We start from the raw sequence: 24755 nt of genomic DNA, 5'->3' as shown, positions 1-24755 counted from the left end.
TTCTCTTATTACGTTGCTCTGCTCTTTGCTTGGTCCGGCCTCTCAATGGTGTGTCCGGGCACACTGTTCCGCGTTTCCGTCCGTCAGGCATGCCGTCCTGAGGGCGCTACCCTGTCGGCCTTCTGATTGGATTGACTCGACAGGTGACCTTGTATGTCTACTCAACATCGTTCTCACGCAGATGCGTCTGAACAGGCGTTTACCTTTGCTGACTGCCCCGATCTGCACCTTACAGAGGTCGCAGACTGGCTCAAAAGCTACAGTGCAGCCTGTCCTTATGACATGGATGCCGTCGCTGACACCGTTGCCCGGCACCAACAACGTCGCTGGGAAAGTTCCTGTTCCATGGTCGATTTATCTGTCCTGCGTCGCTCTGCGCACACGGGGCTGATGATCGCTGCTCGTTTTGCACGGAGGTTAGCGGATCGCATTCAGTGATCTGACTGACCATCCATTTTCGTTATTTCGACATTTCGTTATCACCCTGCTGGGAGTCTCATTCCCTTCAGGGAGTCATGGCTTTCACAGGGTTCACTTTCGTTCCGAACCTTTTGGAGGCTCTACCATGACTACCCAGAATACTGCTCAATCTTCTCAAGAACCTGCTTTCTTCGATCTGCACGTCAACGGCATCGGTTATTTGAATCGTGTCCGTTATGTACAGCCGAAGAAAGGCGATGGTTTTTGGGCATGTTCTATTGCTGGATTGCGCGGCAACAGGAATAGCCCTGACTACACCTACTTTGACGTGCACGTCACAGGCGAAACAGCTAAGCAGTTGATTGCGCGCTCTGTGAATGCGGTTAAAGCCGGTCATAAAATGTTGGTGAGCTTTAAGCTTGGCGATATTTATCCTGAGACCTTCACCTATGAGAAAGGTGATAAAGCCGGTCAAACCGGTGTGGGTCTGAAAGGCCACCTTTTGCTGATCCGCTGGATCAAAAAGGACGGTGAATTTGTTTACCAGATGCCTAAAGCGGACGACGCGAGCGGTGCTCCTGCTGATACAGCAGGCACACCCGGTGCTAACGCGGCATAACTACTCAATCCATTTTGCTTCACAGTCATTGGCCCAGTTCTGATCTCTGATCGGTACTGGGTCTTTTTTTGTCTGATCGACTGCTACCCAGGGGAATAACCGTTTCCCCTGGGGGCACGGCTATTCCCCCATGCTGGAGGAATACCGTGGTAACTCAACCTGAGCGTACTTACGACCTGACCCAAGAAGACCGTCTGTTTCTGTCACAGCTCCAGCGTGGGCTGCGCACAGAAATGGGCACGTTCTTCGACAATAAGTTTGGTCGCTGCACGACACCTCTGATTGGAGCCTACGTTGCTCTGCAGGGTAAAAAAATCCTGCAGTACGACAAGCAGCGACCGTGGACATGCAAGGCCACCCCTCACTCCGTGCCCTACCAGGCACCGCAGTATCTGGAGCTGGAGGCATTGCAGTCCTGGGGGATCGCCCTGAAACATACGATCTGGCTGGATAACCTCTGTGATGAGGGCGTCTATTTTGGGCAATTTGTCCCAGAGCAGGTGTTAATCATGAGTCGTTGTGGCGAAGTAATTCAGCGTCATGACGGCCAATGGTTTGATAGTTACCTGCCCATAGCAGATCTACCACTTCATGAAGCCATGGCGAAGGCGCTGGATATCCAGCGCATTAACGAGCGCCGCGAAGGCAATTACAACACTGCGAATAGATTATTGATTGAGGCCCAGCGTCTTCGCGAAGCCGTTTCAATGTCCCGACTACACTGGCAGTTACATGAAATCCACGCGGTGACACGCTGGATGCAGACCGCTCGGTAACGCATTTTTCTTTCGCTTTTTCATTACACCACCACTGGGGGAAACGCTTTCCCTCATGGGGTGAGTGTTTCTCCTGGCCATCCTTGAACCCTGGAGATCCACGATGAAAGCCTTATCCACTGCCGCTATCCATATCCGCTCCACTGCCCTGACCGATGACGACAAACGCTGGCTGGCCCAGCAACGTCGGTCTCTTGAACTGGGTACCGATATGTATCTGTTCAAACATCTGGGGGTGCTTCGGCACTGTCGGGTGGTGGTTCTGTCGGATGACGGATCTTTTCGTTATGTACCCCTGCCTCACCAGGTGTTCACGGCACAGGCCATGAGCCTGGCCATGGCGGCGGTGATGGGATCGACGTTCCGGGAGGTGCGTATCGAGCCCATGTTTGATCCATGGACAGGCTACGACATCAGCGGCTACGGCTGTTTCCTGTCGTTCGACGGCGAAAGCTGGAGCTCTTCGCTTCGCTGGATCCGTGAATATGAACGGATTCGGGATGAGTTGTCGGTCGCGGTATTGCATCCGTATTACACCCAACGCGAAGTATGGAGTGATCGCCCATGGCGAGCTCAGGTGGTCAATGCCCATCATGGGTTTGATCTGTCTGACATCGATGATGACGTGAACTGATCGCTCCTCCGCTTATCCATTTAACCAACCACCCTTGGGGGAAATGCTTCCCTCTGGGGGTGTTTCTCCTGACATCACTTTGAACCTTCGGGAGATCCACTATGTCTGCAATCGCTTCTCATACTACGGTCCTGACCCGTTTAGCCCATCTTGATCAGCGCGTGAATGAGGCTGTTCTGCATGCCGTCCGTATATCGGGCGGGGCAGAGCTTGTTTATGAGCGCCATCTGCAGGCCGCCTATAAGGGGCTGTTGCAGAACGCGGATCCGGCTGAATACGAGGCCATCCAGGCTGTGCTTGAAAACGAGCACGGCATGGAGGCGGAAATGCCTGTGGTCACTGACCCGAGGCTCTGCCCTGAAACCGGCATCGACAAAGACTATTGCTCCTGTGGCTGCTATAGCCTCGATGGCACTGATGTTGTCGATGACGCTGATGACCTCAACAACATTGACGACCACCATGTAATCGCTCAGGCGCTGGACAGAATGAAGCAGCATTTAGAGGCTGCGCAATCCTATCTGGACGAAGGCGATACTCAACAGGCCCAGTGCTGGGCATACGCCGCCGGGGAGGATGCATGGGAAGCCATGCAGGCGTTCCCCACCGCGTTAAACCTGTCTCCGGTGCTGGCTGCGGCATTTGAACGTAGCTGGCACGAGTGTGAGCGAAAACACCTCAGTTGGGTCAAGGGCATTGCCTATGAGCCCGAGGTGAATAGTGCGATCTGTCTGACGCCGATCACGGTGTGAACGGATAGCTCCGACACCTCTCATTAACCCTTTCACTACCACCCCGGAGGCGCCCATTCCCTTCGGGGACAGGTGCTTCCCGTTATCCATTGGAACCTTCGGGAGCATGCTATGACGTCAACTACCTTTTCCGCACACACGGTTAACACCGTCACGCGGGTGTCTGAGGTGATCGTGCCTGGTTGCCTGATCATCATTGACAGCACTATTACGCTGGATGTGGTCTGCCCACCGTACTGCACGGAGCCGATACGTCTTTCGTCGCAGGCGACTATTGATCTCAACGCCTCGCTCAGTGTGGCTGAGGCGATGAGGGACGCGGAGGGGCATTTCCGATACCTGCGCCATCTGGCACAGGTCAGTGTGGAACAGGCTGGACCGCATGCCCCTGTTCTTCTTCCTGTCAGCATGACCATTCGCAGTCAGGAGGCCAGTTTCAGGGGCGTGAATTTTCAACGCTACCAGGACGGCCAGTGGGAAGAGGACTATGCCCTGATTCCCCCTGAACAATGGCGTGTGACGCAGGAGAAGATCGACTTCTTCGGTCGCACCTGCAGTGAGCTGATCAGACACGGTGACCCGCTTGAGGCAGCGGACTGGCAGGGTCGGGAAGCCGTACTGGCTGACCGGCTCAGGCTCTCCCGTCTTGTGGCGGGTGAACCTGCCTGATCTGTTTCACGCTTTTTTCACTTTGAACCTTCGGGAAAACGTTATGAACTCAACTATCGCCAGGGTGAACGCGGCGCAAACAGTGACGTGTCTGTGGGATGTGATCGTGCCCGATGGCCTGATCGTCATTCACAGTGACATCGCTTTTGAGCTGGGCTGTGCACCTTATTACTCCGGTCCCCTGCGTACCCGTACCACGATCCGTCTGCCTCTTCAGGCGTCGGTCAAGGTGGCGGAAGCGATGCAGGTCGCGGAGGGGCATTTCCGGGAAATGGCACGTCTGGCTCAGGTCAGAGCGGAGCAACATGGCCCGCATGCCCCTGTTCTTCTTCCTCAGTCCATGGAGATTGTCAGTATGGACCCTGTATGCGAAGGCGCGGTACTCCAGCGCTACATCCAGGGGAGCTGGCAAGACAATGTGGCACTGATTCCACGTGAGCAGTGGCTGGCTACGCAGGCACAGATGGATCAGATCAGCGATACCTGGGTATCGCTGATCCATCAGGAACAGTATGCCGAGGCATCGGCCTGGCAGGAGAAAGAGCATCGGCTGCGTGAGCAGCTGAGCTTGTCCTGTGTACTGGCCGGTGAGCCTGCGATTCAACAATGGGGACGTTTGCCGGGTTCACCTGAACCTGCCTGACGTCTGACTACACGCTGACGTTTCACACTAACCATCCCTGGGGGAAACACTCCCCCAGGGGGGTGTTTCTCCGCTTACCTCTTTGGAGAACACCATGGTGACTCTTTCCTCTGTCTCTTCTACCCGTACTGTTGTGTCAATGTTCGATGCTGTGCCCAAGACTCCGCAGGAGATTGTGGCTCTGAAACGTCGGTGGCGTGAACGCTGTCGCGCATGGAACATCGAACAGACGGGTGGTTTTGAGGCGCATTATCTAGAGCTTCTGGCCTATCGCATTGAGTGCGAGGTTCACAGCTGTGTGATCAAGAAAAACCAGGCCTGGGATCATGAGATCAAGCTACTGGCTGATCGACTGGGTTGCTCTGGCAATCTCCGTTTAGCTGAGTATGTTCTGAAAAACGAATGTGCTCTGTTGCGCTTTGAAGAGCCCGGTCTGCGTCTGCAATCCGTGCGCTGATCAGCGCTCCTCTCTCGTTATTACTTTTCTTTCACTGCCCATGGGGATCTGTCCCTATGGGCAGATTCCCTGCCGGCGCAACCGGGGTGCTCACCCCAGAGGCCCGTTATGGATGCCACTGTTCTATCGCTGTTTCAGTTCGCCGCCATGCTCATGCAGCGGCGGGCGGCGCAGTTTCCCATATCTAAATTCACGCACTCGGCCATGTTCTGGCCAGAGTGCCCCTGGGCTGAGCCCGGGGAGTGTGCCGTCGACTGGCGTTTGTTCGGTGGGCTGTCGCCCACGGAAGTCGCTGCGCTGTCCTCTACGGAGCGGCAGTGTGTGATGGATCTTTCTCTGTCACCCGTCTGGCAGCAGTGCGTCACTACGCTGTTTGCAGAGATGGATGTCTGGCTGTCATCAGAGGTGGCAGCAGCATGAGTTTCTCTCTCAGTGCGGAAGAGCGCGCGATTATTGATCAGGCGAAAGCCATTCTGATGGGGGCCCTGCGCGAGCCAGGTACCGCGATTCACGAACCAGACGCAGCACGCGATTATCTGCGGCTGCAGCTGGCCGCCCGTGAGCGTGAGGTGTTTGCAGTGCTGTTTCTTGATACCCGACACAGGGTCATCAGTTACGACGAGCTGTTTTTCGGCAGCCTCGGTGAAACGCGGGTGTACCCACGTGAAGTGATCAAGCTGGCCCTGCAACGCAATGCTGCAGCGGTGATCTTTGCTCACAATCACCCCAGCGGGGATGCTTCGCCCAGTGACGCCGATATCGCCATCACCCGACGCCTTAAGGAGGCGCTGGCACTGGTAGATATCTGTGTACTGGATCACATGGTTATAGGCCGTGAATCTGTCACCTCTATGGCAGAACTCGAACTGTGTTAACTCAACCACTCAACATAACCTTTGGAGGCCACCATGGCTGAACCGACTCAACCAATGACCCAGGCGCAATACCTGCAACTGCAGGCAGAGTATGAACAATTGGACCTCATATGCGCGATGGGCCAGGAGACCGACGATACGTTTCTGCGTATCGCCGAACTCAACCGTCTGATGGACCACTCGCCGTGGGCACTGGTGCCCGGTGAGGGATGTATTCTCAAAACCCAATGGGATGCACTGTGGGCTGCGTCAGCAGCAAACTGATCCTTTCTCTTTGGTCGTGATAAACGACGTGATGCACGGCTCCTTCGGGGGCCGTTTTTGTTTTGGGGGACGTAATGATGTGTTTTGTAACCCTGAAACTTTGTATCTCATCAGCAATTGACGATACTATTTAGTAACCACTTAAATGAGCCACCAGCACCACCGCACGTTGCGCTATGAATGCATTCGGGACGGGAGAGACGGCTACGGAGAACGATGATGATACCGACTGACTACCATGACGATCCTAAACTCACTCTGCTGACAGAACAGCTGTATGAACTGCAGGTACCTGCCAGCGTGTGTTTGTATGTGTTGTTGCGGAAGCGCGGTATCAAATCAGGATTTTTGGCTGATTTTGTCGGTATGCCCTACTCCACACTGTTAGATAAGCTGGAGGTGCCCGGCCATCGTCGCCCTGAGGTGTACAGCAGAATGCAGCTGGATGTTCGCACCGCGCTGGGGGTCGATATGATCAGCATCTATCAGGAGGCGGTGTTTGGTGGTGCAGGCTATACCTATGATTACCCTGCTGTTGTGGCGGCACTGTACGAGGCCAATGTCGAAGGGCCAACCGTCCTGTATGTCCTGTTTAAGTTGTTGCAGCAACACCGCGGTGAAGCGAAAAAAGACCTTGTGATCGCGGCCCTGCTACAGCAGGTTGGGGTGGATCACGGTAGTAGCAATCCAGGTACGTTTTTAGGATTCAAGCTCGGTGGGCATGCCGCACTGACACAGCTGCTGGCTGATCTTTTCGGGGTGGATGTCGCCGCCCTATATGGAAAAACGAAGACCTCTTGGCCCAAGCGAGACACCTCAGAGTGCGCCATTGATCCAGAAAAGCTAGTGGCCGAACTACCCGGAAGCTACTATTCAGCCAAGTCGATGGAAGACTTGGATGCCAAACGTCTGGACGAGTATCGTCAGATGATCTCTGGGGGCCGTAATGCACTAGAGGTGGCACGGGAGATGCTGAGCCACAATATCATGCTGCGTGACGTGGCTGAGGTAGTAGGTAAAACACAGGACAATCTGTGCCACCGTATTCCGAAGGCCGAGCGAGATGCGTTACGCCGCCAGGGTATCGAGCGCACGGCCACGACCTCCAGTTAATCCTTTTTTGATGTTGTTGACCGAATGGGGCTCCGCGTGAGCCCCATTTTGTTTTTTGGGGCCATAAACCCTCGCTTGCTACGTTAGGTTTGTTTACTGACGTGCTCAGTCGCCTGCGGCACTGTGCCTCGCACAACGTTGTCGCGAGGTTCCTATGCACTCCCCTATCCGCTATCGCTATCCGATCATCGCTATTGCGCTGGCCGTACTGGCTGGCTGCGCCCAGCAGCAACCTAAACCTACCCCTGAACCCGTATCGTCAGTCAGCCCCTACCTGATAAATCCTGATGTCTACGCAGGTCAGGTGCCGGGTGTGGCGCCGAGTGCGTCTCCCAGTACCGTGACCTACGGCCGGTATACCCAGGTGTCGGTCGGTCCCAACGCCGCGCAAATTGATCTGATGGCGCAGATCGTCGACATCCAGATCCCCACCTCGATGTCGCCCACACTGGGCGATGCTGTGCGTTATGTCCTGGCCAAGTCGGGCTACTCCCTGGCGGAGCCGTCCTCCGTGACCGACCCGCTCTATACCGCGGAGCTGCCTGCTCCGCTTTACCGCATTGAGTCGATGACACTCCGGGATGCACTGCAGGTGCTCGGAGGTCCTGCCTGGCAGGTGCAAGTGGATGAATTGCACCGCATGGTGCAGTACGTGCCACGCCCAGGCTATGCCGCGTCGGCAGAGGTGGTGGATGTCAGCGCGCCGGCGCTGGCGACAGTGACGGTGGGTCAGGTGAGTGAAGCCGGCGCGGTGGGTGAGATGGGGGCCGCCTCGGTGCCCTCTCCTGTGCGTCCGCATCGTCAGTCCGGTGAGCAGTGAGGAGCACGGCCATGAGTCAGGATAATCAACCCTCTGCACTGGATGTGCTCGATGACAACCAGCCCATTATTCAGCAGGCACCTCATCAGTCGTCGATAGCGGCGGAATCCCATCGTGGTGGGCGTGCTGTATCGCGCTCCGGTAACGGCCTGGCCGTACTGGCGCTGTTCTCGGGGGTGCTGGCGTTAGCGGTATCAGGTTTTGGCATCTACCAGAACCTGCAACTGGGTTCGAGCGACCGGCAACAATCAGCGGTAATTAATGCTCAGGCCCAGGCGGTGGAGAAGGAGTTGAATGAGCTTCGCAGCTATACCACGGGTCTGGAACAGAAATTGACGGCATTGTCGTCCACCTCAAATGGTCTGGTCGGGCTGGCGAGTCGAATCGATCAACTGGAGCGCAGCCAGGGAGCCGGCAGTGCCATGACCGAGGAGTTACACAAGGCGCTGGCCGCACTCGGTGACCGTCTGGGAGTGGCGGAATCATCGCTCACTGTGATGTCGGCCCGTCTCGATGCGCAGTCTGCTCAGGTGGAGGCCAATGCCGCTGCCGCTGTTCAGGCACGGCAGGTCACGGTGGCCACGGTGGCTTCTGCAAAAAAGCCGGTGACCCGCACGAGTAAGCCACGGGTCCTGACACCCCCCTTTGTGGTACTGGGGGCTGAGGTGCGGGGAGGCGAGTCCTTTTTAGCTGTCGCGCCCTCGGCGACCTCATCGTTATCGCAGGTCGTGTTGCTGAAAGTGGGGAGCGTGTATTCCGGCTGGAAATTGCAGTCACTGGGTGATGGACGCGCTGTATTTAACGTCAGCGGGCGTAGCCAGGAGGTGGCGTTATGACGCCGCTAAAGTGGCTGGTAATGGGAGTGTCGCTGTCGGTTGTGGATCAGTGTCTGGCAGGTTCTGTGGGTACCTCTCGCGCGGAAACGTCACAGATGACCCAGTCTCAGGGGGCGCAATCACAAGCCGTCGATTCCTCTGCGACTGCCGCAGAATGGGGGCTGAGCGCCGGTGAGTGGACGCAATATCAGCAGGCCATGGCCGGTCAGCGGGGGATCTGGTCGCCGGGGCTGGACCCGATTACCACCCTTGGGGTCACCGCTAAGACAGACGCAGAGAGACGGCGTTTCGCCGAGCTGTTTGTCAAAGCCGAGGCGGCGCGGGTGGAGAAAGAACTCGCCTTCCAGAAAGCGGTTGATGCGGCCTGGGCACGGCTACTCCCCACCACGCAGCCCATCATGGGGCTGGCCAGTTCGTCACCTGCTTCTTCAGCGTCGCCTTTTGGTCAGCCTGCGGTGCCATCGGTGGGGGTGATGAGCGCCGGACGAGTCTCATTATTTGTGCGTGATAACTGCGTGCTCTGTGATCGTGAGCTGAAAAAGCTGCTGAGCCAGAACCGCACGATCGACATCTATCTGGTCGGCAGTGAGGGTAACGACCGAACCATTCAGTTGTGGGCACTGGCACGGGGGATCAGCCCCGCCGCCGTCAAGTCAAAGCAGATCACCCTCAACCATGATAACGGCACCTGGGCATCCATGGCCGGAGCTGCTCATGCCGGTGATTTGCCCGGTCTTATGCAACAGGTCGCCGGTGAGTGGCGAATCGTGCACGAATGAGGCCGGTCACTGTGACGGCCGCTCTCCTGCTCTGGGGAATTTCACTGTTGCCTGGCGTGGCGACAGCTGCCCGTTTTGTGCCTCCGCCATCGTTTCAGATGGTGGCCCAGGAGGCAGCCGTTCCCGATGTGCTGCTGTACGCCCTGACGCAAACCGAGAGCAATGCCGGTTTGGTGGATGGCAGCTTCAGTCCGTGGCCATGGACACTGAATGTCGCGGGTAAAGGGTTTCGTTATCACTCCCGTGCTGAGGCTTGCAGCGCCCTGCAGGAGGCACTGGCGAGTCACCGTCCGGGCAACATCGATGTCGGCATTGCACAGGTGAATATCGGTGCCAACGGTCATCGTTTTTCATCGCCCTGTGCGGGACTTGATCCAATGCTGAATCTGCGTACAGCCGCGCAGATCCTGCGTGAGCAGTTTGAGGCCAGCAAGGGCAGCCAGGGAAACCCGGTGGACGACTGGATCTGGGCTGCAGGTCGGTATCACCGGCCTGCAGGCGGTGAGCCTGCGGCGAAGTACCGGGCAACCGTCAGACGGTTTTTGCGCAAGTTGGGATTACAGGTGTGATGAATAAGGAGGGGGTGATGCAAGGTATGCAAGCGATGCGGTGGGTGGTCGGGGGCTTGTTGGCCGTGGCGATGAGTCAGGCCATGGCGCTGGAAGTTGTGGCGGATCACGGTGGTGTGCCAGCACAGCCGTATTACTCACCAATCAATAACGTGTCGGACCCGGAGATCGCTGGAGAACCCGCGCCGGTACGCCCGCCTCTGGCAGCGGCAGGTCTGCCCCATCAGGTGAGTATTGCCGACATGCTGCCGGTGACCAGCCAGCTGCAGCCCAGGCGCGTGGCACGGCGTGCCGTGAGCCTGCCGGGGATGACGCCGTTGTTTCTGGTCGGCTACGACAACCTGAGTCTGCAGTGGTTGAAGGTGCGCGGTGGACAGTTGCAGCAGATGCGGGCCACCGGCGTGGTCGTGAACGTGCAAACACCGGCACAACTGGCGGAGCTGCAGCGCATGGTACCCGGTGTGCAGTTGCTGCCAGAGTCCGCCGATGATATGGGCTCGCGTCTTCAGCTGTCTGGCTATCCGGTACTGATCACGGCCACGGCCATCGAGCAATAAGAGGACGCAAGATGTTAACGACTCGTGTAGGCAAGAGCCGTCTGGCTGAGCTGGCCCTGCGGCAGGCGCTGGATGAGGATCGCCCTCCCCGCCCCACGTCACTGCATGCGGATCCTGCCGGCATGGCCGAAGAGGGGCTGGCGTTCAGCCAGGCCTGGGCCCGGCTGAGCATGCACCCGGATCTGTCGCGCTGCGCATCCGGGGTGGCCGCACAGGTGGTGGAAGATGCGTCCAGGGCGTTGATTCCGCTGGTGCGCCGGGCACGGGGGGTACTGGGCGAATCAATGAGCAATACGGATCTGCAGGCGGTGATGTGTGATCGCTCAGGGTTGTTTGCCCTGTGTGAACGATATACCGCGCACTACCTGGGATGCAGCCCCTCACCTGGATGCTGGTGTCCGACCGGCAGGCACAGCTGCACCGCTCTGCCATTCCCCGTGAGTGGGCCGGACGGGATGCTCGTATGGATCGTATGATCGCCATCGTGCAGCTGGTTCGGGAACGGCAACTGCGGATAGATGATGGGCTCTGTGCAGCGCTGATACGGCTGCTGGGGTTCAGTGCCGAGCGGGTGTGTCTGTTACTGACGGCAGCACAGGCATTGTTGGCTGACGAGGGAGCAGAGGCGTGACCGACAAGCATGTTATTGAGTCGTTGCTGCGCCCGGCAGTGGAGCTTAATACCGTGGCAGTGGCCGTATCTGCGGCCTTTGTGTCTGCCACCGCGCCCTGGTCGCTGGCTCTCACGCCGTCGGTAGGCTACGGGGTGGCGTGCGGCTTTGGTGTTCTTGCCTGGGTGCGCTGGAATGAGGCGTCGGTGGTACTGCGCTACCGCCGTAATATGCGTCGCCTGCCCACGTTTGAAATGACGAGCACTCAGATTCCGACCAGTCGTAGTGGGCTGTATTTGGGCATGGGCTTTCGCTGGGATCAGCGTCATACCCAACGGCTGCACAGTGCGTTGGAGCCAGAGGTGCGCAAGTACGTCGAACAGCCCGCAGTATGGGAAAAAGCGCGACGTCTGGAGGCGCGCCTGGGCGACTCCGACCGCCTGATCGCCCGCTCTATTGTGCGTCTCCTAAGCTGGGATCATGTGATCAATCCGGTACGTCCCTTGCCGCCGGTGGGTGGCAGTCCGCTTTATCACGCGGTGGAGCCGGATGAACATGAGGTGCTGTTGCCGCTCCGTGAGCGCGTCGGTCATACCCTGGTACTCGGCACCACCCGCGTCGGTAAAACCCGACTGGCTGAGTTGATGGTGACCCAGGATATCCGTCGCGGGGAAACCACCATTTTCTTTGACCCTAAAGGCGACGCTGACATGCTGCTGCGCATGTGGGCCGAGGCTCGACGGGCGGGTCGTGAGGATTCGTTTTATGTGTTTCACCTCGGCTGGCCAGAAATCTCAGCCCGCTATAACGCCGTGGGACGTTTCGGGCGTATCTCGGAGGTGGCCAGCCGTATCTCCGGGCAGCTGTCGGGGGAGGGCAATAGCGCCGCATTTCGCGAATTTGCCTGGCGCTTCATCAATATCATCGCACGGGCCCTGGTGGCGCTGGGGCGGCGACCCGACTACCTGCAAATCAGTCAGCACGTCGTCAACATCGATGCCCTGTTTCTTGATTACGCCACCTGGTATTTCCGGGATGACCCCGAGGCCTTCAAAACCATCGCGGATATGGAAGGCCGCATTAACGAAAAAAATACGCCACGCCATATGCAGGGGAGAGAGAAACGCGTCATTGCGCTCGAACAGTTCCTGACCATGAAGCGCATTTATGATCCTGTCATGGATGGCCTGAAGTCAGCCGTGCGCTACGACAAGACCTATTTCGACAAGATCGTAGCATCGTTGCTGCCGCTGCTTGAAAAGCTCACCAGCGGCAAGATCGCGCAACTGTTGGCCCCCAACTATCTTGACCTGAGCGACCCGCGCCCGATCTTCGACTGGCAGCAGATTATCCGCAAACGAGGCATTGTCTATGTCGGTCTCGATGCCTTGTCGGACCCGGAGATCGCTGCCGCAGTCGGTAACTCCATGTTCGCCGACCTGGTATCAGTCGCCGGCCATATCTACAAATTCGGGATCGATGACGGTCTGCCTGCACTGCCAGCCGATGCCAAAGCTACGCGCAGCAGCGCCGTGATTAACCTCCATGCTGATGAGGTCAACGAGTTGATGGGTGATGAGTTTGTGCCGCTGATCAACAAGGGAGGCGGTGCAGGCATCCAGGTCACGGCGTACACCCAGACGGTATCGGACATCACGGTGAAAATGGGATCTACCGCTAAGGCGGGCCAGGTCGTGGGTAACTTCAACAATTTGATCATGCTGAGGGTGAGGGAGACGGCTACGGCTGAGCTGCTCACCAGTCAGCTGGCGAAAGTCTCGGTGAAAGCCAAGACGCTCACGTCGCGTTCCAACGATAACTCCAACCCGAACGACGATATCGACTTCACCAGTGCCACGCACGATGCCATCAGTACGACGAGTGTGCCGATGATTGAGCCCAACGCCATCATTAATCTGCCAAAAGGGCAGTCGTTTGCCCTGCTGGAAGGCGGACAGCTGTGGAAAATCCGCATGCCGCTGCCGGGGCGTGATGCCTCCGACGAGGCGCTGGTACCCAAATCCATTGCGGATCTGGCAGCTCGTATGCGAGAGGAATACCACACTGGGGAGGGATGGTGGCAGGCCAGTGGCGGCATGCAGCTGAACACCCTGCCTGCCGAACTGCAGGGCTGGCTGGACAGTCACCAACAGGTCGGGCATGAAGCGGAGGACCATGAGCCCTGGGATGAGCTGCATATGCAGGGGCTGGAGCAGTCGGCACAGCAGATGGGAGGTGACAACTAATGGCCCGTGCAGAACCGGTTGATCAGGCGGAACGTCAGCAGCAGCGACGGATCGGCTTCTTTGGTCGCGTGTTTGAGTTGCCAATCAGGGCGTTGGGTGTGCTGATGCTGTCGCTGTTTTTCAGCCTGGTGATGGAGTGGATCGGCATCGCGTTCTTCTACCCGGAACAGGGCTATACCCATGCTCAGCAGATGATGGAACAGGAGATGGGGTATTTCAGCTCAGGGTTTCGTCACTCCCTGCTGCATAGCCAGCCGGTGGTGCTGGCCAGTGGCGTTGTGCAGAACGTGTATGAGTGGGCGTTTGTGAAGACCGGATTTATGGCCTTTGCCGAGCAGGCCAGACAGCCGATCCCAGCGGAGGCCGGTCATGTGCAGCGCTACAGCCTGCTGCTATTTCGGGTGCTGGAGGACTATCTGCTGGCTGCCATGTACACCAGCTTAACGTTCATCACGCGCGTGATGATTCTGCTGCTGAGTATGCCGATGTTCCTCCTGGCGGGACTGGTGGGTTTTGTTGATGGTCTGGTGCGACGGGATCTGAGGCGTTTTGGCGCCGGGCTGGAGAGCTCGTTCTGGTACCACCACATCAAACGCTGGGTGGTACCGTCGTTTGTGCTGGTGTGGATCGTTTATCTGTCGCTGCCGTTTTCGGTGCATCCGAATGTTGTACTGTTGCCCTGCTCTGCGCTGTTTGGGTTGATCGTGTCGCTGACGGTCGGCCAGTTCAAAAAGTATTTTTAACCGATTTTTGAGTTTAGTTGTGCTGCCGGCAGGCATCCGGGAAATGACGGTGGCATAACTGAACACAGGGCTGGGTGGCCACACCCGGCCCTGTGCTTTTTGGTAGGACGATCATGTTGCCCGATGGACAGCTTGTCGCCACCTGGGCTACGCGCTACGGTGGGGGCTGCCAGGACGGTCCTGGCACCCCATAAAGCAGATGCCCCCGGCCCCGATGGTGTTGGGGGTTGCATTGCTTCATGGCTTGATACCTTTTCACATGCGCTCATACCTCGGCCTGGTTTCCAGGCTTTTTTTATTCTCTCGCATTAATCACGCTGCCTGTTTTCGGAGGCCGTCTTCAGTATCTGCGTCCAGTTGCTGATCACTTTCTTGCGGTTAACAGAGAGCTGCTCCGCAAAGACATCATCGACCTGACGCAGCCTGGCCTGCGCAGTGGCCAGTTCAGCCACAGAATGAGCAATAAACCGGTTCCACTCCTGGTGAAGCAGGTCAGGTGCCGGGTGATTCATGACGATCAAAGCCACAAGAGAGTCAGAGATCGCCACATGGTTCTCCAGCTCGTAATACTTGTTACGGGTATCGGCTACGGCATCAGCAAGATGATGCGTCGCTTGAATCAACTCTTCGATCTGGGCCGATAGCTTCGCCATTGACTGCGCCACGTCCTTCGACAGATTTTCCATCACGACCTCTCTCATTGTTTATATCGCGGTTCTTTGAACCATAGGCTGCTTTTGTCATAGGGCAAGTTCAGGCAGGTCATGGCCTGCTGTGAGTGAATCCCCCAACCCTCCACGGTCTAGTGAGGGTTTGTTGCTGCTTGTATCTCCCTACCACTGTCAATCTATACACCTTTCCAACCTAAACAGGTGTTGCTGATGAAACTGACCTTTCGTTTACGCCTTTCACGCTGGCCACCCCAGCCAGGGTTATGCCGCTCGTTGTTGTGTGGTCTCGGTATGGGAATGGCGCTGACATCGCTGTCGGTGTCGGCGGCGTCCTCTGCTGAACAGGAGGAGTTGAGTCTGGTCCTGAAGCAGCTGGACTCGATCCAGATGATTCTGGACCGCTCTGAAGTCGCACAGCGCTCCCGCGCAGGGGATCGATACGCCTTCAACTATGACCAGGCGAAGGCTGACTTGGCGCGGATGTCGAGAGGCATCAGCCAATACCTGTCTCCCTCACGGGCGCAGCCTCGTGATGCTTCGCAGCTGAGCGGTGCCTATCAGGTGGATCAGCGCTGCAAGCAGGAGTAGATCGTCATGGATGATAAGCAACTGGCCGCCTACAAGATGGCCGGCGGTGGCAACCCGGCAGATGGCTACCTCGTCTTTGTTGGCGGCTTTCTGACTCTTTATCTGCTGTGGTCCTGCTGGGTGTTAATCACGATCTGGAAAGGCACTGCAGAGATGGATCGGGATAAACGCTGGGACAAGGTTCAGTGGCAGGTGCTTCGCGTTGTGACCCTCTTTCTGATCCTGGTGTGGTTTTTAAACAACGGTTGAGGTGGCAGGAGCCGCGCTCACAAGTAATGGGAGTAAAACATGGTGTTGTTTCGTTTAGCACGTTCACTGTATGGACGCATGGGTAAGGCAACGCTACAGGCGTATGTGATCCTTGGCAGTATTCTGCTCACATCACCCGCCTGGGCGGGGGGGCTCCCCAAAATGGAGGCGCCGTCCACAGGCGCCGACGGTGGCAACCTGGCCACATTCAAAGGCTATCTCTATGACGCTTTGATCGTAGTGGGTCTGGGATTGGCCACCTGGGCATTCCTGTCGGTGGGCTCCAATACGATAGCAACCTACAAGGCCTGGCGTATGCAGAAGGCTGAACTCAGTGAGCTGGGTCTGGTCGCAGGCATGGGGGGCGCACTGGTGATTCTGGTGCTTTACCTGGCCAACAAAGCCGCCGCCATTCTCGCGTGAGGCTGAGTCGTGACTAAAAACGAGGATGCACGCTACCTGCCTGAGCGGCTGAATCGGGAGCCCACGGTGATCCGTGGGCTAACCAACAACGAGCTGTTACTGGTCATCGGCAGTGGTGTGGTAGTGGGCCTCGTGCTGGGAGTGTTCATCGTCGTTCTGCTACTGCCAGGGCAATTGCCGGCCATCCCCACCAGTATGGCGGTGTGTGGCTATCTGGCCCTGCGTTTTGGCAGCGACCGACTGGCTGCCGCCAAACGCAATAAGCCCGGTGCCTGGTTTTACCGCATGTTGGAGTGGCGGCTGCATCACGGCAGTGTCAGCCGCCTGTTTTTTCGTAAGGCATCACTGATCGATCAGGATGCAACCTGGTGGCTCCGCCGTGAGGGGGTACGGCGCCGATTGAGACGGAAACGCCAGGGCATGTTCGACTGATGGCCCTGGATACCTCTCAGATAACGCGCCACTGCTAGCTACCTTCTTCCCACGCTGTATTCCTATTTCACTCTGGAGTTTTTATGAGCCGACATCGCACTGCGCTGTCATCACGAGACTCGCACATCACCAGTCTGCGACTGGTGATTGCGCTGTTAGCCGCGATTGCAGGGTTCACGTCGTGGGGGTGGTATACCGCTCCCCGTCATTTGACTGTACACAACCCGCCTGACCTGCGCAGTGGCAGTACCCGCGCCTGGTGGGAGGTGCCACCCAGCACGGTTTACTCATTTGCCTTTTATATTTTCCAGCAACTGAACTACTGGCCGCGTGATGGTGAGAGTGACTATCACGAGCGGATTGAGACGCTGCGTGCGTATCTCACCCCGTCCTGCAAGGCCTGGCTGGATAGCGACTATGAACGCCGTAAGGTGAGCCAGGAGCTGACCGACCGGGTGCGTTCTGTCGCAGAGATTCCAGGGCGCGGGGTTTCGGATGACCGGGTACATATCCAGGATCGCGACCACTGGGTGGTGGATCTGGAGTTAATGCTGACCGAAAGCGTTCATGGTGAGTCGGTCAAGAAGCTGGCCATGCTGCATCCGTTGAAGGTGGTGCGCTGGGATATGAATCCTGAAACGAACCCATTTGGACTGGCCCTGGATTGCTATGACTCCCTGCCAGAGCGACTGGATGGCAGTGTGATGGAGGAGGTGAAATGAAGATGATGACACGCATGGGTGTAAGCCTGGTCGTGGGGATGGTGCTGTCTCCCCTGGCTTCTGCCGTGGAGCTGGTGCACTGGAATCGGGTGCCGATCAAAACCGCACTGGCTGTCGGCCAGGAACGGATTGTCTATGTGGATCGTAATGTGAAGCTGGCCCTGCCGGTGGCCCTGGCCGATACCCTGCGGGTACAGAATGCCGGTGGGGCGCTGTACCTCAAAGCCGCTGCACCCTTTCCCGAAACCCGTATTCCGCTTCAGGTAGTGGAAACAGGCGAGATTATTCTGCTGGACGTGACCGCGCAGGATGCGGCCACCGTCACAGCCAACAGCTCGGCCTATGAGCCGATGAAGGTGCTGTACGGGGAAGGGGATGACCTGAGCAGCTTTGGTATCACGGCAGGTCTGTCGCCCAACTATGCCAGTGATGGGATGCCGGGCAGTGCAGGTGCGGGCGCCGTGTCTGCTCGTGCGTCAGGTTCGTCAGCGAACAGCGCAGCGGCTCCCGCCGCACCGCGCCCGACGGCCGATGATGCCGTCGCCGGTCGCATTGGCCGCACGGATGCCACCTCTCGCACTCCTGCCCCTATTTCTCTCACGCGCTATGCCGCGCAGAACATGTACGCCCCGTTACGTACCGTCGAGGCACTGCCTGGTGTGAGCGCGGTACCCGTGCGCGCCAAAGGCCCGCTGGGATCGCTGCTGCCCTCGCTCGATGTCGATGCCCGTGCCGTCGCGGCCTGGAAACTGGCTGACTACACCGTCACGGCAGTACGCCTGATCAATCGGGCTCCTCGTGCGGTCCTGCTCGACCCCCGTCTGCTGAATGGGGATCTGTATAGTGCCGCCTTTCAGCATCCGACGCTGGGGCCGGCAGGTAGCGCCGAGGATACCACGACGGCGTATCTGGTGACGCAGGGCAAAGGTCTGGAGTCCGCCCTGCTGCCCCTGCCCTACCGCCCAGCTAAAGGAGCGAAATGATGGCGACGATCAGAAGCAATGGACTATTGAAGGTCATCATTCCTGCTGCGGTCATCGGTGCCGTCGCGATTGCCTACTCTGGCCGCGACGACAGCAGTAGCGACACGCCGGCGCAGGCAGCCCAGGGTACCTCTGTGCGGGAGTTGACGTCGGAGGAGAAAAAGCGGTTGGGCATGGACGGTGCTCAGGACACGGTGTCCGCACTGGTCGCAAAGATTGATCAAATGCGCGATTCGCAGTCGAAATCCAACCAGCTGATGCAGCAGTTGCTGGAGGAAAACGACACCTTACGGCAGAAGGCCGGGGATGTGGAAGGTGCAGCCAGTACCGCTGTCTCCAGTCAGCTGGCATCGGCCAAGAACGAGCTGATGGGACAGGTCGGTGAGCAGCTGTCCCAGTTCGAGAACCGCATGAATACCGTCACCAGCCAGCTGAACGCAGTGGGCAGCGACGGCGCCGTCTCAGGCTCATCCATGGGGGGAGCGGGCTCTGTGCCCCTGCCTGCGGATGCGGGTTTAGGGGGGCTGGGGGGTACCGTGACCTTCGGCGGGGAAACCTATATGTGGGTGGAGCCGCAGGACATGCGTAAGACCGATGCCAACGGCATGGTGTCCAGTACGGGAAGTCAGTTCAGTTTCCCCTCGTCATTCGGTGAGGTGGGTTCGCTGGCTGACAAAGGACTGAGTTCACTCAACAGCGCCACAAACGGTGCGGCGGCTCAGGTGCTGGGAAGTTCAGCAGAGGAAGACGCTGTGCCAGTGTACACCGTCGCAGAGAACGCCACCCTGATGGGTTCGGTCTCTATGACCGCGCTGTTGGGACGTATCCCGATCAATGGTTCTGTGCAGGACCCCTACCCATTCAAGGTTGTCATCGGTTCAGACAACCTGATGGCTAACGGCATCGAGCTGCCGGATGTGGCGCAGGCCGTGGTATCAGGTGTGGCCACAGGCGACTGGGTACTGAGCTGTGTGCGGGGTTCTGTCACTTCCATCACCTTCGTTTTCACCGACGGCACCATTCGCACTATCAACGGCCAGAGCGAAGAAGGCGGGCAAAGTCAGGGCAACGGATCATCGGCATCAGGTGCCGGAGCGCAGGGAGCGACACAAAGCCTGGGATGGTTATCCGATCCCTATGGGATTCCCTGTATCTCCGGTGAGAAAAAATCCAATGCCATGGAGTACCTGTCGACTCAGTTCGGTTTAGGGATGGCCACCGCAGCGGCCTCCGCTTCTGCCCAGTCAGAGACCACGTCGGTCACCGGGACGGATGCCGTGGTCACTGCTGTCACAGGCGATGCGGGTAAATATGCGCTGAATAGCGGCATCGCCGGCGGCCTGGAGAAAGTCAGCGAGTGGGTCGCTCAGCGTTACGGCCAGACCTTTGATGCTATCTACGTGCCACCGGGTCAGCCGGTGGCGCTGCATATCACCCGGGAGCTCAAGATCGATTATGAGCTGAATGGCCGCAAGGTCAGTTATCTGTCGGGGGCGGGTGGCCGTTCTGGGGCGTTGGATTGAGGGGGAATGGGATGATGGCAAGTAAATGGATTGCGGTGCTGGGGATGGTTGCTGTTGCAGGTATGACAGGCTGCTCGACCTCCAAAGACAAGATGTTTCCCACTAATGGGGCAACCATGCTGGATATCTACCATGGTCAGGGGATTGATACCGCAGGGCTGAGCGGGATGGGCGGTACCAGTACGAACCAACGTCAGTTGATGGATGCCCGCGCGTCACTTCGTCGCCCGCTGGGTGACGGTATCTATGATCAGCAGGCGTTGGCCACGGCAGGCAAGCCCACCGCCGAGGTGATGGTGGCCAGGCAGGCATGGGGCAATCGGGTGGCTGAGGTGAACGGGGATTACACCCGCACGGCGGCCAATGAGATCGTCAGCCAGTTCCCGCGCCTGCCCAACCCGGATCTGGTGGTGTATGTGTTTCCGCACCTGGCCGGTAATGAGCCGGCACCGATTCCGGGTTACTCCACGGTGATCCCGTTCTATTCGCGGATCCAGTACGCGATGCCCGGCGAACGCCTGGGCGACTACTGATAGCGAGGAAGCAATGATGGGAGTCATGGAGAAGTTGCGGAGCGCCTTTGCTCTGCAGGGCGATGGTAAACACGTTGTGTCCCTGGCAGACGGGTCCACGCATGAGCGTATTTCGCGCTCAAACATGACCATCGCAGACGAGCAGGCGTTTATGAATAAGGGGCAGGAATTCAGCTCCTTTGTCGACCTGCTGCCCTGGGTGGATTACAACCATAAGCATCAGGTGTTTGAGCTGGAGGACGGGAGCTCGGTAGGCGTGGTGTTTGAGCTTAAGCCCGTGATTACCGAAGGGCGTGACGATGCATTTATCGAAAACGTCCGTTTTCAGGTGCAACAGGTACTGCAGTCATCCTTCGATGAATATGACACGGAGCCTTGGGTAGTGCAGCTTTACTGCCAGGATGAAACCAGCTTTAGCTCGTACCTGGAACATCTCGATGCCTATATCGATCCCATGATCGCGGATACCGAGTTTACTCAGGCCTATCTGAAGCAGATGGAAGGCCATTTGCGGGGGATCAGTAAGCCCGGCGGGCTGTTTGAGGACACGGCAGTGACGCGCAACCCCTGGCGTGGCCAGATCCGCCGCACTCGCCTGGTGTTGTACCGACGTTTTGAGGCGAACTTTTCCCTCAAAGGCCACTCGACTGAGGATGAGTTTGAGACGGCGGTGCAGGACATCAATGACACCTGTGCCCGTCTGGTGGCAAACCTGGAGTCCATCGGGATCGATGTCCAGCGCTGTGATGGCCGCAGTGTGTTTCAGTGGCTACTGCCCTGGTTTAACCCCTGCCCCACGCTGACGCAGGGTGATACGGAAGCGCTCGGCCGGCTTGCACACTATGTCGATGAGGAGCCCCCTGAGGGGCGAAGTCCGCTGCTGGACGATTTCTCCGAGTGCCTGATGTATTCCCACCCGGCATCGGATGTGAATCGCGGTGTCTGGCTGTTTGATCGTATGCCCCATCGCGTGATCATGATGAATCGATTCAAGCAGGTACCTCGCCCCGGCATCCTGACGGCGGAGTTGCGACGTGGCCGCATGGTCAATTCGCTATTCGACTCCCTCCCGGAGTCCACCATCATGACCATGACGATGGTGATCACGCCACAGGACTCAATCGAAGCCCATATCGATAAAATCCGGGACAGCTCGTCCGGCCATTCCAATGATGCAACAGCGGCACGTAAAGAGTGTGATGTGGCACAGCGTAAGCTGCTGGCCGGTGACAAAATGTGCCGTTTTTCATTGGCCTTCTATGTCCGTGGTCAGGATATGGCCCAGTTAAATGAGCGTACCAACCAGATTATTGCCGTCACGCAGACAGCAGGTATCGAAATGGTGGATCCGCGCCATGAGGTAGCACCGCTCAATAGCTATCTGCGCTGGCTGCCTATGAACTACAAGCCACATGAGGACCGCAAGCACTGGTATGTCAATCTGGCGTACTTTGATCATCTGGCCTCGATTGTGCCCATCTTTGGCCGCGCCGTCGGTACCGGCAATCCCGGTTTTACGGCGTTCAACCGGGGCGGTGGCCCTCTTACCTTTGACATGCTCTCCACCGCTGACCGGGCAAAAAATGCGCACATGCTGTTGCTGGGGCCGACAGGGGCCGGTAAGTCCGCCACCCTGGTGGCCATGCTGACGCAAGTGCTGGCCATCCATCGTCCCCGTGTCTTTTTGATTGAGGCCGGTAACAGCTTTGGGTTGTTTGCGGACTACTGTCAGTCACTGGGGCTCAGCGTCAATAAGGTGTCGCTCAAACCGGGTTCGGGGGTACGTCTGAACCCCTTTGCCGACAGCCATTTGTTGTTCGAGTCAGGACGAAGCTATGACCCGGATGACATCAGCGATGATGAGGCTGACGACAGTGATGATGATGAAGGCGATGCGCAGCGGGATGTGCTGGGTGAAATGGAAGTGGCTGCCCGGCTGATGATTACCGGCGGTGAAGAGGCTGAAATCAAAGAGTACAAGCGGCAGGACCGCTCGGCGGTGCGTCGGGCCATTCAGCAGGCAGCGGAAGAGGCGTACGCCGGGAAACGGCAGATGACCGCACCGGACCTGCAGCGCGCCATGCGTGCCATGGCCCGTGATCCGGATCAGTCTGAGACCCGCCGCTTACGTATCGAGGGCATGGCGGATGCGCTCGATCTCATGTGTGCACCGGGCTCGTTTGAGGAAGAGATGTTCGCCAAAGAAGGTACCCCCTGGCCAGAAGTGGACGTTACTGTGGTGGATCTGGCCACGTTATCGCGTGAGGGTTACGAGGGGCAGTTATCCCTCGCACTGATCTCACTGTTTAACCACATCAACAACATTGCCGAGCGTGACCAGTTCTCAGGGCGGCAGATCGTGGTGCCTATCGATGAGGCGCACATTGTGACGGTCAACTCGCTACTGGCTCCCTATGTGGCCAAGATCGGCAAGATGTGGCGAAAGCTGGGGGCCTGGTTGTGGCTGGCCACCCAGAACATGGACGACTTCCCGGACTTTGCCAAGAAGCTACTGGGGCTTTGTGAGTGGTGGATCCTGCTGGTGATGGAGCCTGCCGAAGTAGAGCAGGTGGCGCGCTTCAAGACACTGAGTGCCGATCAAAAACACCTGGTGTTGTCCGCCCAGAAGGAAAAGCACAAGTACACCGAAGGGGTGGTGCTCAGCAAGAATCTGCAGATGCTGTTCCGCTCAGTCCCGCCCAGTTTGTATCTGGCGTTGGGGATGACGGAGAAGGAGGAAAAGAAAGCCCGTAAGGGGTTGATGGATGAGCACGGTGTCTCTGAGCTGGAGGCGGCCCTGATGATCGCTCAGAAGCTGGACAAGGCGCGGGGATTGGGAGTCAACAGTTCTGCCGGCATTAGCAGCGAGCTCTGCCAGCATCTGAATCCAGACGGGATCTATTCGCCGAAGAAGCCGGCATGGTACCCCCACCCGTACTGAAGGTGCGCAGCTGTATCGGCAGGAGTGTCAGTCACTCCGTAGCAGGGCTGGCTGGAGCAGTTTACACCCAGCCTGACTGCGGCAGTCGGTAGGCTGACAGAGCATCGTGAGGGGCAGGATAACGTGGAGGGGACAGCAAAGGGTGACGGTGTGTGAGCACGTCACCCTTTGTTATTGGTGGTCAGGGGCAGTGAGCGTGGCCAGTGAGGCATATACTCCCCCCTAGATTGCCAGACGCCTCTTGTCTGGCAGACTGCTATATACCAACACATCATTCATAGAAAATGAGAGGTAACGATTGAAGATTTTCAAGCTACGACCCAACGACACTCTGCACTATCCAATTGATAAAGAGACTTTTGAAGAGGTCACCCTTAAACAAACTCCCTACTACTCTGGGGGGTCACATTTCGCCGTCTGTCCAGCTGTGACAATCCCATTCAGCTGATAGGACTGATCCCTACTCATACCAACGATAAAGCACCGTACGGCAAACACTTCAGAAATGGGATCCCAGGTTTAGCTCGCTACAGTCAGTTCGAGTACGATTGCTGTCCGCTGGCAGCCCGAAAACGTATGACAGAGAACAGAGACGGCCTTCTGGCGGAGCTCTCAGCAACAAAATCCTTACGATTCTCCGCGAACATTTTGATCGGGTGTGTACGTGCTTGAGAAAACAACAGGTATTTCGATCAGCGACAACATGGCCGAAGCCATGCTAACCCGCTATCTGGAACAAAGTGCTCACACCTATGTGGGGTCATCGCTCATCAATATTCCCTGGATGCTGCGTATTTTTCAAACTCACAGGGGATGTATAAGCGCCGGATCACCAATGAAAAAATGCAGCAAAGCATTTTGAAAAAAATCACTGCGGTTCAATTTGATGCGAACAATCGTCTGGAGAATAAGCCTGGACAATATGTGACACTAAACGTGTGCTTCATTCATCATCAAACTGATGGCGAGGGGGGAGAGTATGTGGATATGGTGGTGTCTGAGGGAATGAGCTTTGATGAAGGCCATATCGTATACAAAGAACGTCAGGTCTTTGACCATGACTTCCTTGAACGCCTCATGCGCAAGGAAGGCAATGAGAGCAAGCGACGTCAGCATTTGATCGACATCGCTCACCGTTTAATTCCTTAGGTTTTACTCTGAGGCTGTGGCGGCGCCAGGGGCTGATCTGCCAGGGTGGCAGGATTCTGTTGGGCTTGTTCCAGTTCGGACACGACTTCGATCTCCTTCAACTCAGGGAATGGCCAGTGTCCACATTTTTACCCCGCTTCTCGACAAAGAAACCTTACA

The 24755-nt window shown here is 57.4% G+C and carries 33 protein-coding genes; 32 read left to right on the top strand and 1 reads right to left on the bottom strand.

The features are described from left to right. Positions 1-153 precede the first annotated feature (153 nt). From QCD60_RS19890 to QCD60_RS19790, 21 genes are all read left to right on the top strand, one after another. Positions 154-438: a hypothetical protein gene (locus tag QCD60_RS19890; RefSeq protein ID WP_279787980.1), complete on the top strand. Its 285-nt coding sequence runs from the start codon at positions 154-156 to the stop codon at positions 436-438. Between the two features lie 127 nt (positions 439-565). Continuing rightward, positions 566-1039: an STY4534 family ICE replication protein gene (locus tag QCD60_RS19885; protein ID WP_279787979.1), complete on the top strand. Its 474-nt coding sequence runs from the start codon at positions 566-568 to the stop codon at positions 1037-1039. Between the two features lie 146 nt (positions 1040-1185). Next, positions 1186-1815 carry a hypothetical protein gene (locus QCD60_RS19880; RefSeq protein WP_279787978.1) on the top strand — a complete coding sequence of 210 codons (630 nt, stop codon included), beginning with the start codon at positions 1186-1188 and terminating at the stop codon, positions 1813-1815. Between the two features lie 103 nt (positions 1816-1918). After that, a complete protein-coding gene (locus tag QCD60_RS19875; RefSeq protein ID WP_279787977.1) occupies positions 1919-2449 on the top strand; it encodes a hypothetical protein in 531 nt (176 codons plus the stop codon). 101 nt (positions 2450-2550) lie between these two features. Next, on the top strand, positions 2551-3201 hold the full coding sequence (locus QCD60_RS19870; RefSeq protein ID WP_279787976.1) for a hypothetical protein: 651 nt from the start codon (positions 2551-2553) through the stop codon (positions 3199-3201). Positions 3202-3312: 111 nt separating this feature from the next. Continuing rightward, positions 3313-3870 carry a hypothetical protein gene (locus QCD60_RS19865; protein WP_279787975.1) on the top strand — a complete coding sequence of 186 codons (558 nt, stop codon included), beginning with the start codon at positions 3313-3315 and terminating at the stop codon, positions 3868-3870. A gap of 43 nt (positions 3871-3913) precedes the next feature. Next, complete coding sequence (locus QCD60_RS19860; protein ID WP_279787974.1) at positions 3914-4513, top strand: hypothetical protein; 600 nt, start codon at positions 3914-3916, stop codon at positions 4511-4513. Between the two features lie 94 nt (positions 4514-4607). Continuing rightward, positions 4608-4970: a hypothetical protein gene (locus QCD60_RS19855; RefSeq protein ID WP_279787973.1), complete on the top strand. Its 363-nt coding sequence runs from the start codon at positions 4608-4610 to the stop codon at positions 4968-4970. A 108-nt stretch (positions 4971-5078) separates the two neighbouring features. Further along, positions 5079-5390, top strand: a complete 312-nt coding sequence (locus tag QCD60_RS19850) for a hypothetical protein (RefSeq protein ID WP_279787972.1) — start codon at positions 5079-5081, stop codon at positions 5388-5390. After that, complete coding sequence (radC, locus tag QCD60_RS19845) at positions 5387-5845, top strand: DNA repair protein RadC (protein WP_279787971.1); 459 nt, start codon at positions 5387-5389, stop codon at positions 5843-5845. Before QCD60_RS19850 ends, radC begins: the two co-directional genes overlap by 4 nt. Before the next feature lie 33 nt (positions 5846-5878). Beyond that, positions 5879-6109, top strand: a complete 231-nt coding sequence (locus tag QCD60_RS19840; RefSeq protein WP_279787970.1) for a hypothetical protein — start codon at positions 5879-5881, stop codon at positions 6107-6109. A gap of 216 nt (positions 6110-6325) precedes the next feature. Then, positions 6326-7222 carry a hypothetical protein gene (locus QCD60_RS19835; RefSeq protein WP_279787969.1) on the top strand — a complete coding sequence of 299 codons (897 nt, stop codon included), beginning with the start codon at positions 6326-6328 and terminating at the stop codon, positions 7220-7222. A 154-nt stretch (positions 7223-7376) separates the two neighbouring features. Then, complete coding sequence (locus QCD60_RS19830; RefSeq protein WP_279787968.1) at positions 7377-8042, top strand: hypothetical protein; 666 nt, start codon at positions 7377-7379, stop codon at positions 8040-8042. An 11-nt stretch (positions 8043-8053) separates the two neighbouring features. Next, positions 8054-8878, top strand: a complete 825-nt coding sequence (locus QCD60_RS19825; RefSeq protein WP_279787967.1) for a hypothetical protein — start codon at positions 8054-8056, stop codon at positions 8876-8878. After that, positions 8875-9657, top strand: a complete 783-nt coding sequence (locus QCD60_RS19820; RefSeq protein ID WP_279787966.1) for a TIGR03759 family integrating conjugative element protein — start codon at positions 8875-8877, stop codon at positions 9655-9657. Before QCD60_RS19825 ends, QCD60_RS19820 begins: the two co-directional genes overlap by 4 nt. 11 nt (positions 9658-9668) lie before the next feature. Beyond that, entirely contained in the window at positions 9669-10226 is a 558-nt protein-coding gene (locus QCD60_RS19815; protein ID WP_279781302.1) for a lytic transglycosylase domain-containing protein, read from the top strand. Between the two features lie 17 nt (positions 10227-10243). After that, positions 10244-10783, top strand: a complete 540-nt coding sequence (locus QCD60_RS19810) for an integrating conjugative element protein (RefSeq protein WP_279781304.1) — start codon at positions 10244-10246, stop codon at positions 10781-10783. 11 nt (positions 10784-10794) lie between these two features. Continuing rightward, positions 10795-11259, top strand: coding sequence for a hypothetical protein (locus QCD60_RS19805; RefSeq protein ID WP_279787965.1), 465 nt, complete (start codon positions 10795-10797; stop codon positions 11257-11259). Then, on the top strand, positions 11247-11414 hold the full coding sequence (locus QCD60_RS19800; protein WP_279787964.1) for a hypothetical protein: 168 nt from the start codon (positions 11247-11249) through the stop codon (positions 11412-11414). Before QCD60_RS19805 ends, QCD60_RS19800 begins: the two co-directional genes overlap by 13 nt. After that, complete coding sequence (gene traD, locus QCD60_RS19795; RefSeq protein WP_279787963.1) at positions 11411-13639, top strand: type IV conjugative transfer system coupling protein TraD; 2229 nt, start codon at positions 11411-11413, stop codon at positions 13637-13639. Before QCD60_RS19800 ends, traD begins: the two co-directional genes overlap by 4 nt. Further along, positions 13639-14382, top strand: a complete 744-nt coding sequence (locus QCD60_RS19790; protein ID WP_279787962.1) for a TIGR03747 family integrating conjugative element membrane protein — start codon at positions 13639-13641, stop codon at positions 14380-14382. The genes traD and QCD60_RS19790 overlap by 1 nt, the downstream gene beginning before the upstream one ends. 308 nt (positions 14383-14690) lie before the next feature. On the opposite strand, the gene QCD60_RS19785 is transcribed toward QCD60_RS19790, so the two are convergent. Next, a complete protein-coding gene (locus QCD60_RS19785) occupies positions 14691-15071 on the bottom strand; it encodes a hypothetical protein (protein WP_279787961.1) in 381 nt (126 codons plus the stop codon). A gap of 192 nt (positions 15072-15263) precedes the next feature. Between QCD60_RS19785 and QCD60_RS19780 the strand changes: the two genes are divergently transcribed. From QCD60_RS19780 to QCD60_RS19730, 11 genes are all read left to right on the top strand, one after another. Next, positions 15264-15641, top strand: a complete 378-nt coding sequence (locus QCD60_RS19780) for an RAQPRD family integrative conjugative element protein (protein ID WP_279787960.1) — start codon at positions 15264-15266, stop codon at positions 15639-15641. A 6-nt stretch (positions 15642-15647) separates the two neighbouring features. After that, positions 15648-15890, top strand: a complete 243-nt coding sequence (locus tag QCD60_RS19775; RefSeq protein ID WP_279787852.1) for a TIGR03758 family integrating conjugative element protein — start codon at positions 15648-15650, stop codon at positions 15888-15890. A gap of 39 nt (positions 15891-15929) precedes the next feature. After that, positions 15930-16313 (top strand): TIGR03745 family integrating conjugative element membrane protein, encoded by a 384-nt coding sequence (locus tag QCD60_RS19770; protein ID WP_279787959.1) that lies wholly within the window; start codon positions 15930-15932, stop codon positions 16311-16313. A 9-nt stretch (positions 16314-16322) separates the two neighbouring features. Beyond that, on the top strand, positions 16323-16745 hold the full coding sequence (locus QCD60_RS19765) for a TIGR03750 family conjugal transfer protein (RefSeq protein ID WP_279781310.1): 423 nt from the start codon (positions 16323-16325) through the stop codon (positions 16743-16745). 83 nt (positions 16746-16828) lie between these two features. Then, positions 16829-17467 carry a PFL_4703 family integrating conjugative element protein gene (locus QCD60_RS19760; RefSeq protein WP_279781312.1) on the top strand — a complete coding sequence of 213 codons (639 nt, stop codon included), beginning with the start codon at positions 16829-16831 and terminating at the stop codon, positions 17465-17467. Next, positions 17464-18450, top strand: coding sequence for a TIGR03749 family integrating conjugative element protein (locus QCD60_RS19755; RefSeq protein WP_279781314.1), 987 nt, complete (start codon positions 17464-17466; stop codon positions 18448-18450). The genes QCD60_RS19760 and QCD60_RS19755 overlap by 4 nt, the downstream gene beginning before the upstream one ends. Continuing rightward, on the top strand, positions 18447-19973 hold the full coding sequence (locus QCD60_RS19750; RefSeq protein WP_279781316.1) for a TIGR03752 family integrating conjugative element protein: 1527 nt from the start codon (positions 18447-18449) through the stop codon (positions 19971-19973). Before QCD60_RS19755 ends, QCD60_RS19750 begins: the two co-directional genes overlap by 4 nt. An 11-nt stretch (positions 19974-19984) precedes the next feature. Continuing rightward, a complete protein-coding gene (locus QCD60_RS19745; RefSeq protein ID WP_279781318.1) occupies positions 19985-20506 on the top strand; it encodes a TIGR03751 family conjugal transfer lipoprotein in 522 nt (173 codons plus the stop codon). A 25-nt stretch (positions 20507-20531) separates the two neighbouring features. Further along, entirely contained in the window at positions 20532-23447 is a 2916-nt protein-coding gene (locus tag QCD60_RS19740) for a conjugative transfer ATPase (protein WP_279781320.1), read from the top strand. Positions 23448-24111: 664 nt separating this feature from the next. Next, entirely contained in the window at positions 24112-24309 is a 198-nt protein-coding gene (locus tag QCD60_RS19735; RefSeq protein ID WP_279787958.1) for a hypothetical protein, read from the top strand. Next, positions 24291-24596: a hypothetical protein gene (locus QCD60_RS19730; RefSeq protein ID WP_279787957.1), complete on the top strand. Its 306-nt coding sequence runs from the start codon at positions 24291-24293 to the stop codon at positions 24594-24596. Before QCD60_RS19735 ends, QCD60_RS19730 begins: the two co-directional genes overlap by 19 nt. The last annotated feature ends 159 nt before the right edge of the window (positions 24597-24755 follow it).

The organism is Pokkaliibacter sp. MBI-7 (assembly GCF_029846635.1).
In the GTDB taxonomy this organism is placed as follows: Bacteria; Pseudomonadota; Gammaproteobacteria; order Pseudomonadales; family Balneatricaceae; genus Pokkaliibacter.
Note: the sequence above shows the minus strand (reverse complement) of the source record. Positions and strands in the feature narration are given on the sequence as shown.

Excerpts from the sequence above, each read along its gene's own strand:
- QCD60_RS19890 (WP_279787980.1), top strand. The coding sequence starts at position 154 with ATGTCTACTCAACATCGTTCTCACGCAGATGCGTCTGAACAGGCGTTT.
- QCD60_RS19885 (WP_279787979.1), top strand. The coding sequence starts at position 566 with ATGACTACCCAGAATACTGCTCAATCTTCTCAAGAACCTGCTTTCTTC.
- QCD60_RS19875 (WP_279787977.1), top strand. The coding sequence starts at position 1,919 with ATGAAAGCCTTATCCACTGCCGCTATCCATATCCGCTCCACTGCCCTG.
- QCD60_RS19870 (WP_279787976.1), top strand. The coding sequence starts at position 2,551 with ATGTCTGCAATCGCTTCTCATACTACGGTCCTGACCCGTTTAGCCCAT.
- QCD60_RS19865 (WP_279787975.1), top strand. The coding sequence starts at position 3,313 with ATGACGTCAACTACCTTTTCCGCACACACGGTTAACACCGTCACGCGG.
- QCD60_RS19860 (WP_279787974.1), top strand. The coding sequence starts at position 3,914 with ATGAACTCAACTATCGCCAGGGTGAACGCGGCGCAAACAGTGACGTGT.
- QCD60_RS19855 (WP_279787973.1), top strand. The coding sequence starts at position 4,608 with ATGGTGACTCTTTCCTCTGTCTCTTCTACCCGTACTGTTGTGTCAATG.
- QCD60_RS19850 (WP_279787972.1), top strand. The coding sequence starts at position 5,079 with ATGGATGCCACTGTTCTATCGCTGTTTCAGTTCGCCGCCATGCTCATG.
- radC (WP_279787971.1), top strand. The coding sequence starts at position 5,387 with ATGAGTTTCTCTCTCAGTGCGGAAGAGCGCGCGATTATTGATCAGGCG.
- QCD60_RS19840 (WP_279787970.1), top strand. The coding sequence starts at position 5,879 with ATGGCTGAACCGACTCAACCAATGACCCAGGCGCAATACCTGCAACTG.
- QCD60_RS19835 (WP_279787969.1), top strand. The coding sequence starts at position 6,326 with ATGATGATACCGACTGACTACCATGACGATCCTAAACTCACTCTGCTG.
- QCD60_RS19830 (WP_279787968.1), top strand. The coding sequence starts at position 7,377 with ATGCACTCCCCTATCCGCTATCGCTATCCGATCATCGCTATTGCGCTG.
- QCD60_RS19825 (WP_279787967.1), top strand. The coding sequence starts at position 8,054 with ATGAGTCAGGATAATCAACCCTCTGCACTGGATGTGCTCGATGACAAC.
- QCD60_RS19820 (WP_279787966.1), top strand. The coding sequence starts at position 8,875 with ATGACGCCGCTAAAGTGGCTGGTAATGGGAGTGTCGCTGTCGGTTGTG.
- QCD60_RS19810 (WP_279781304.1), top strand. The coding sequence starts at position 10,244 with ATGCAAGGTATGCAAGCGATGCGGTGGGTGGTCGGGGGCTTGTTGGCC.
- QCD60_RS19805 (WP_279787965.1), top strand. The coding sequence starts at position 10,795 with ATGTTAACGACTCGTGTAGGCAAGAGCCGTCTGGCTGAGCTGGCCCTG.
- QCD60_RS19800 (WP_279787964.1), top strand. The coding sequence starts at position 11,247 with ATGGATCGTATGATCGCCATCGTGCAGCTGGTTCGGGAACGGCAACTG.
- QCD60_RS19790 (WP_279787962.1), top strand. The coding sequence starts at position 13,639 with ATGGCCCGTGCAGAACCGGTTGATCAGGCGGAACGTCAGCAGCAGCGA.
- QCD60_RS19780 (WP_279787960.1), top strand. The coding sequence starts at position 15,264 with ATGAAACTGACCTTTCGTTTACGCCTTTCACGCTGGCCACCCCAGCCA.
- QCD60_RS19775 (WP_279787852.1), top strand. The coding sequence starts at position 15,648 with ATGGATGATAAGCAACTGGCCGCCTACAAGATGGCCGGCGGTGGCAAC.
- QCD60_RS19770 (WP_279787959.1), top strand. The coding sequence starts at position 15,930 with ATGGTGTTGTTTCGTTTAGCACGTTCACTGTATGGACGCATGGGTAAG.
- QCD60_RS19760 (WP_279781312.1), top strand. The coding sequence starts at position 16,829 with ATGAGCCGACATCGCACTGCGCTGTCATCACGAGACTCGCACATCACC.
- QCD60_RS19755 (WP_279781314.1), top strand. The coding sequence starts at position 17,464 with ATGAAGATGATGACACGCATGGGTGTAAGCCTGGTCGTGGGGATGGTG.
- QCD60_RS19750 (WP_279781316.1), top strand. The coding sequence starts at position 18,447 with ATGATGGCGACGATCAGAAGCAATGGACTATTGAAGGTCATCATTCCT.
- QCD60_RS19745 (WP_279781318.1), top strand. The coding sequence starts at position 19,985 with ATGATGGCAAGTAAATGGATTGCGGTGCTGGGGATGGTTGCTGTTGCA.
- QCD60_RS19740 (WP_279781320.1), top strand. The coding sequence starts at position 20,532 with ATGGAGAAGTTGCGGAGCGCCTTTGCTCTGCAGGGCGATGGTAAACAC.
- QCD60_RS19730 (WP_279787957.1), top strand. The coding sequence starts at position 24,291 with ATGCAGCAAAGCATTTTGAAAAAAATCACTGCGGTTCAATTTGATGCG.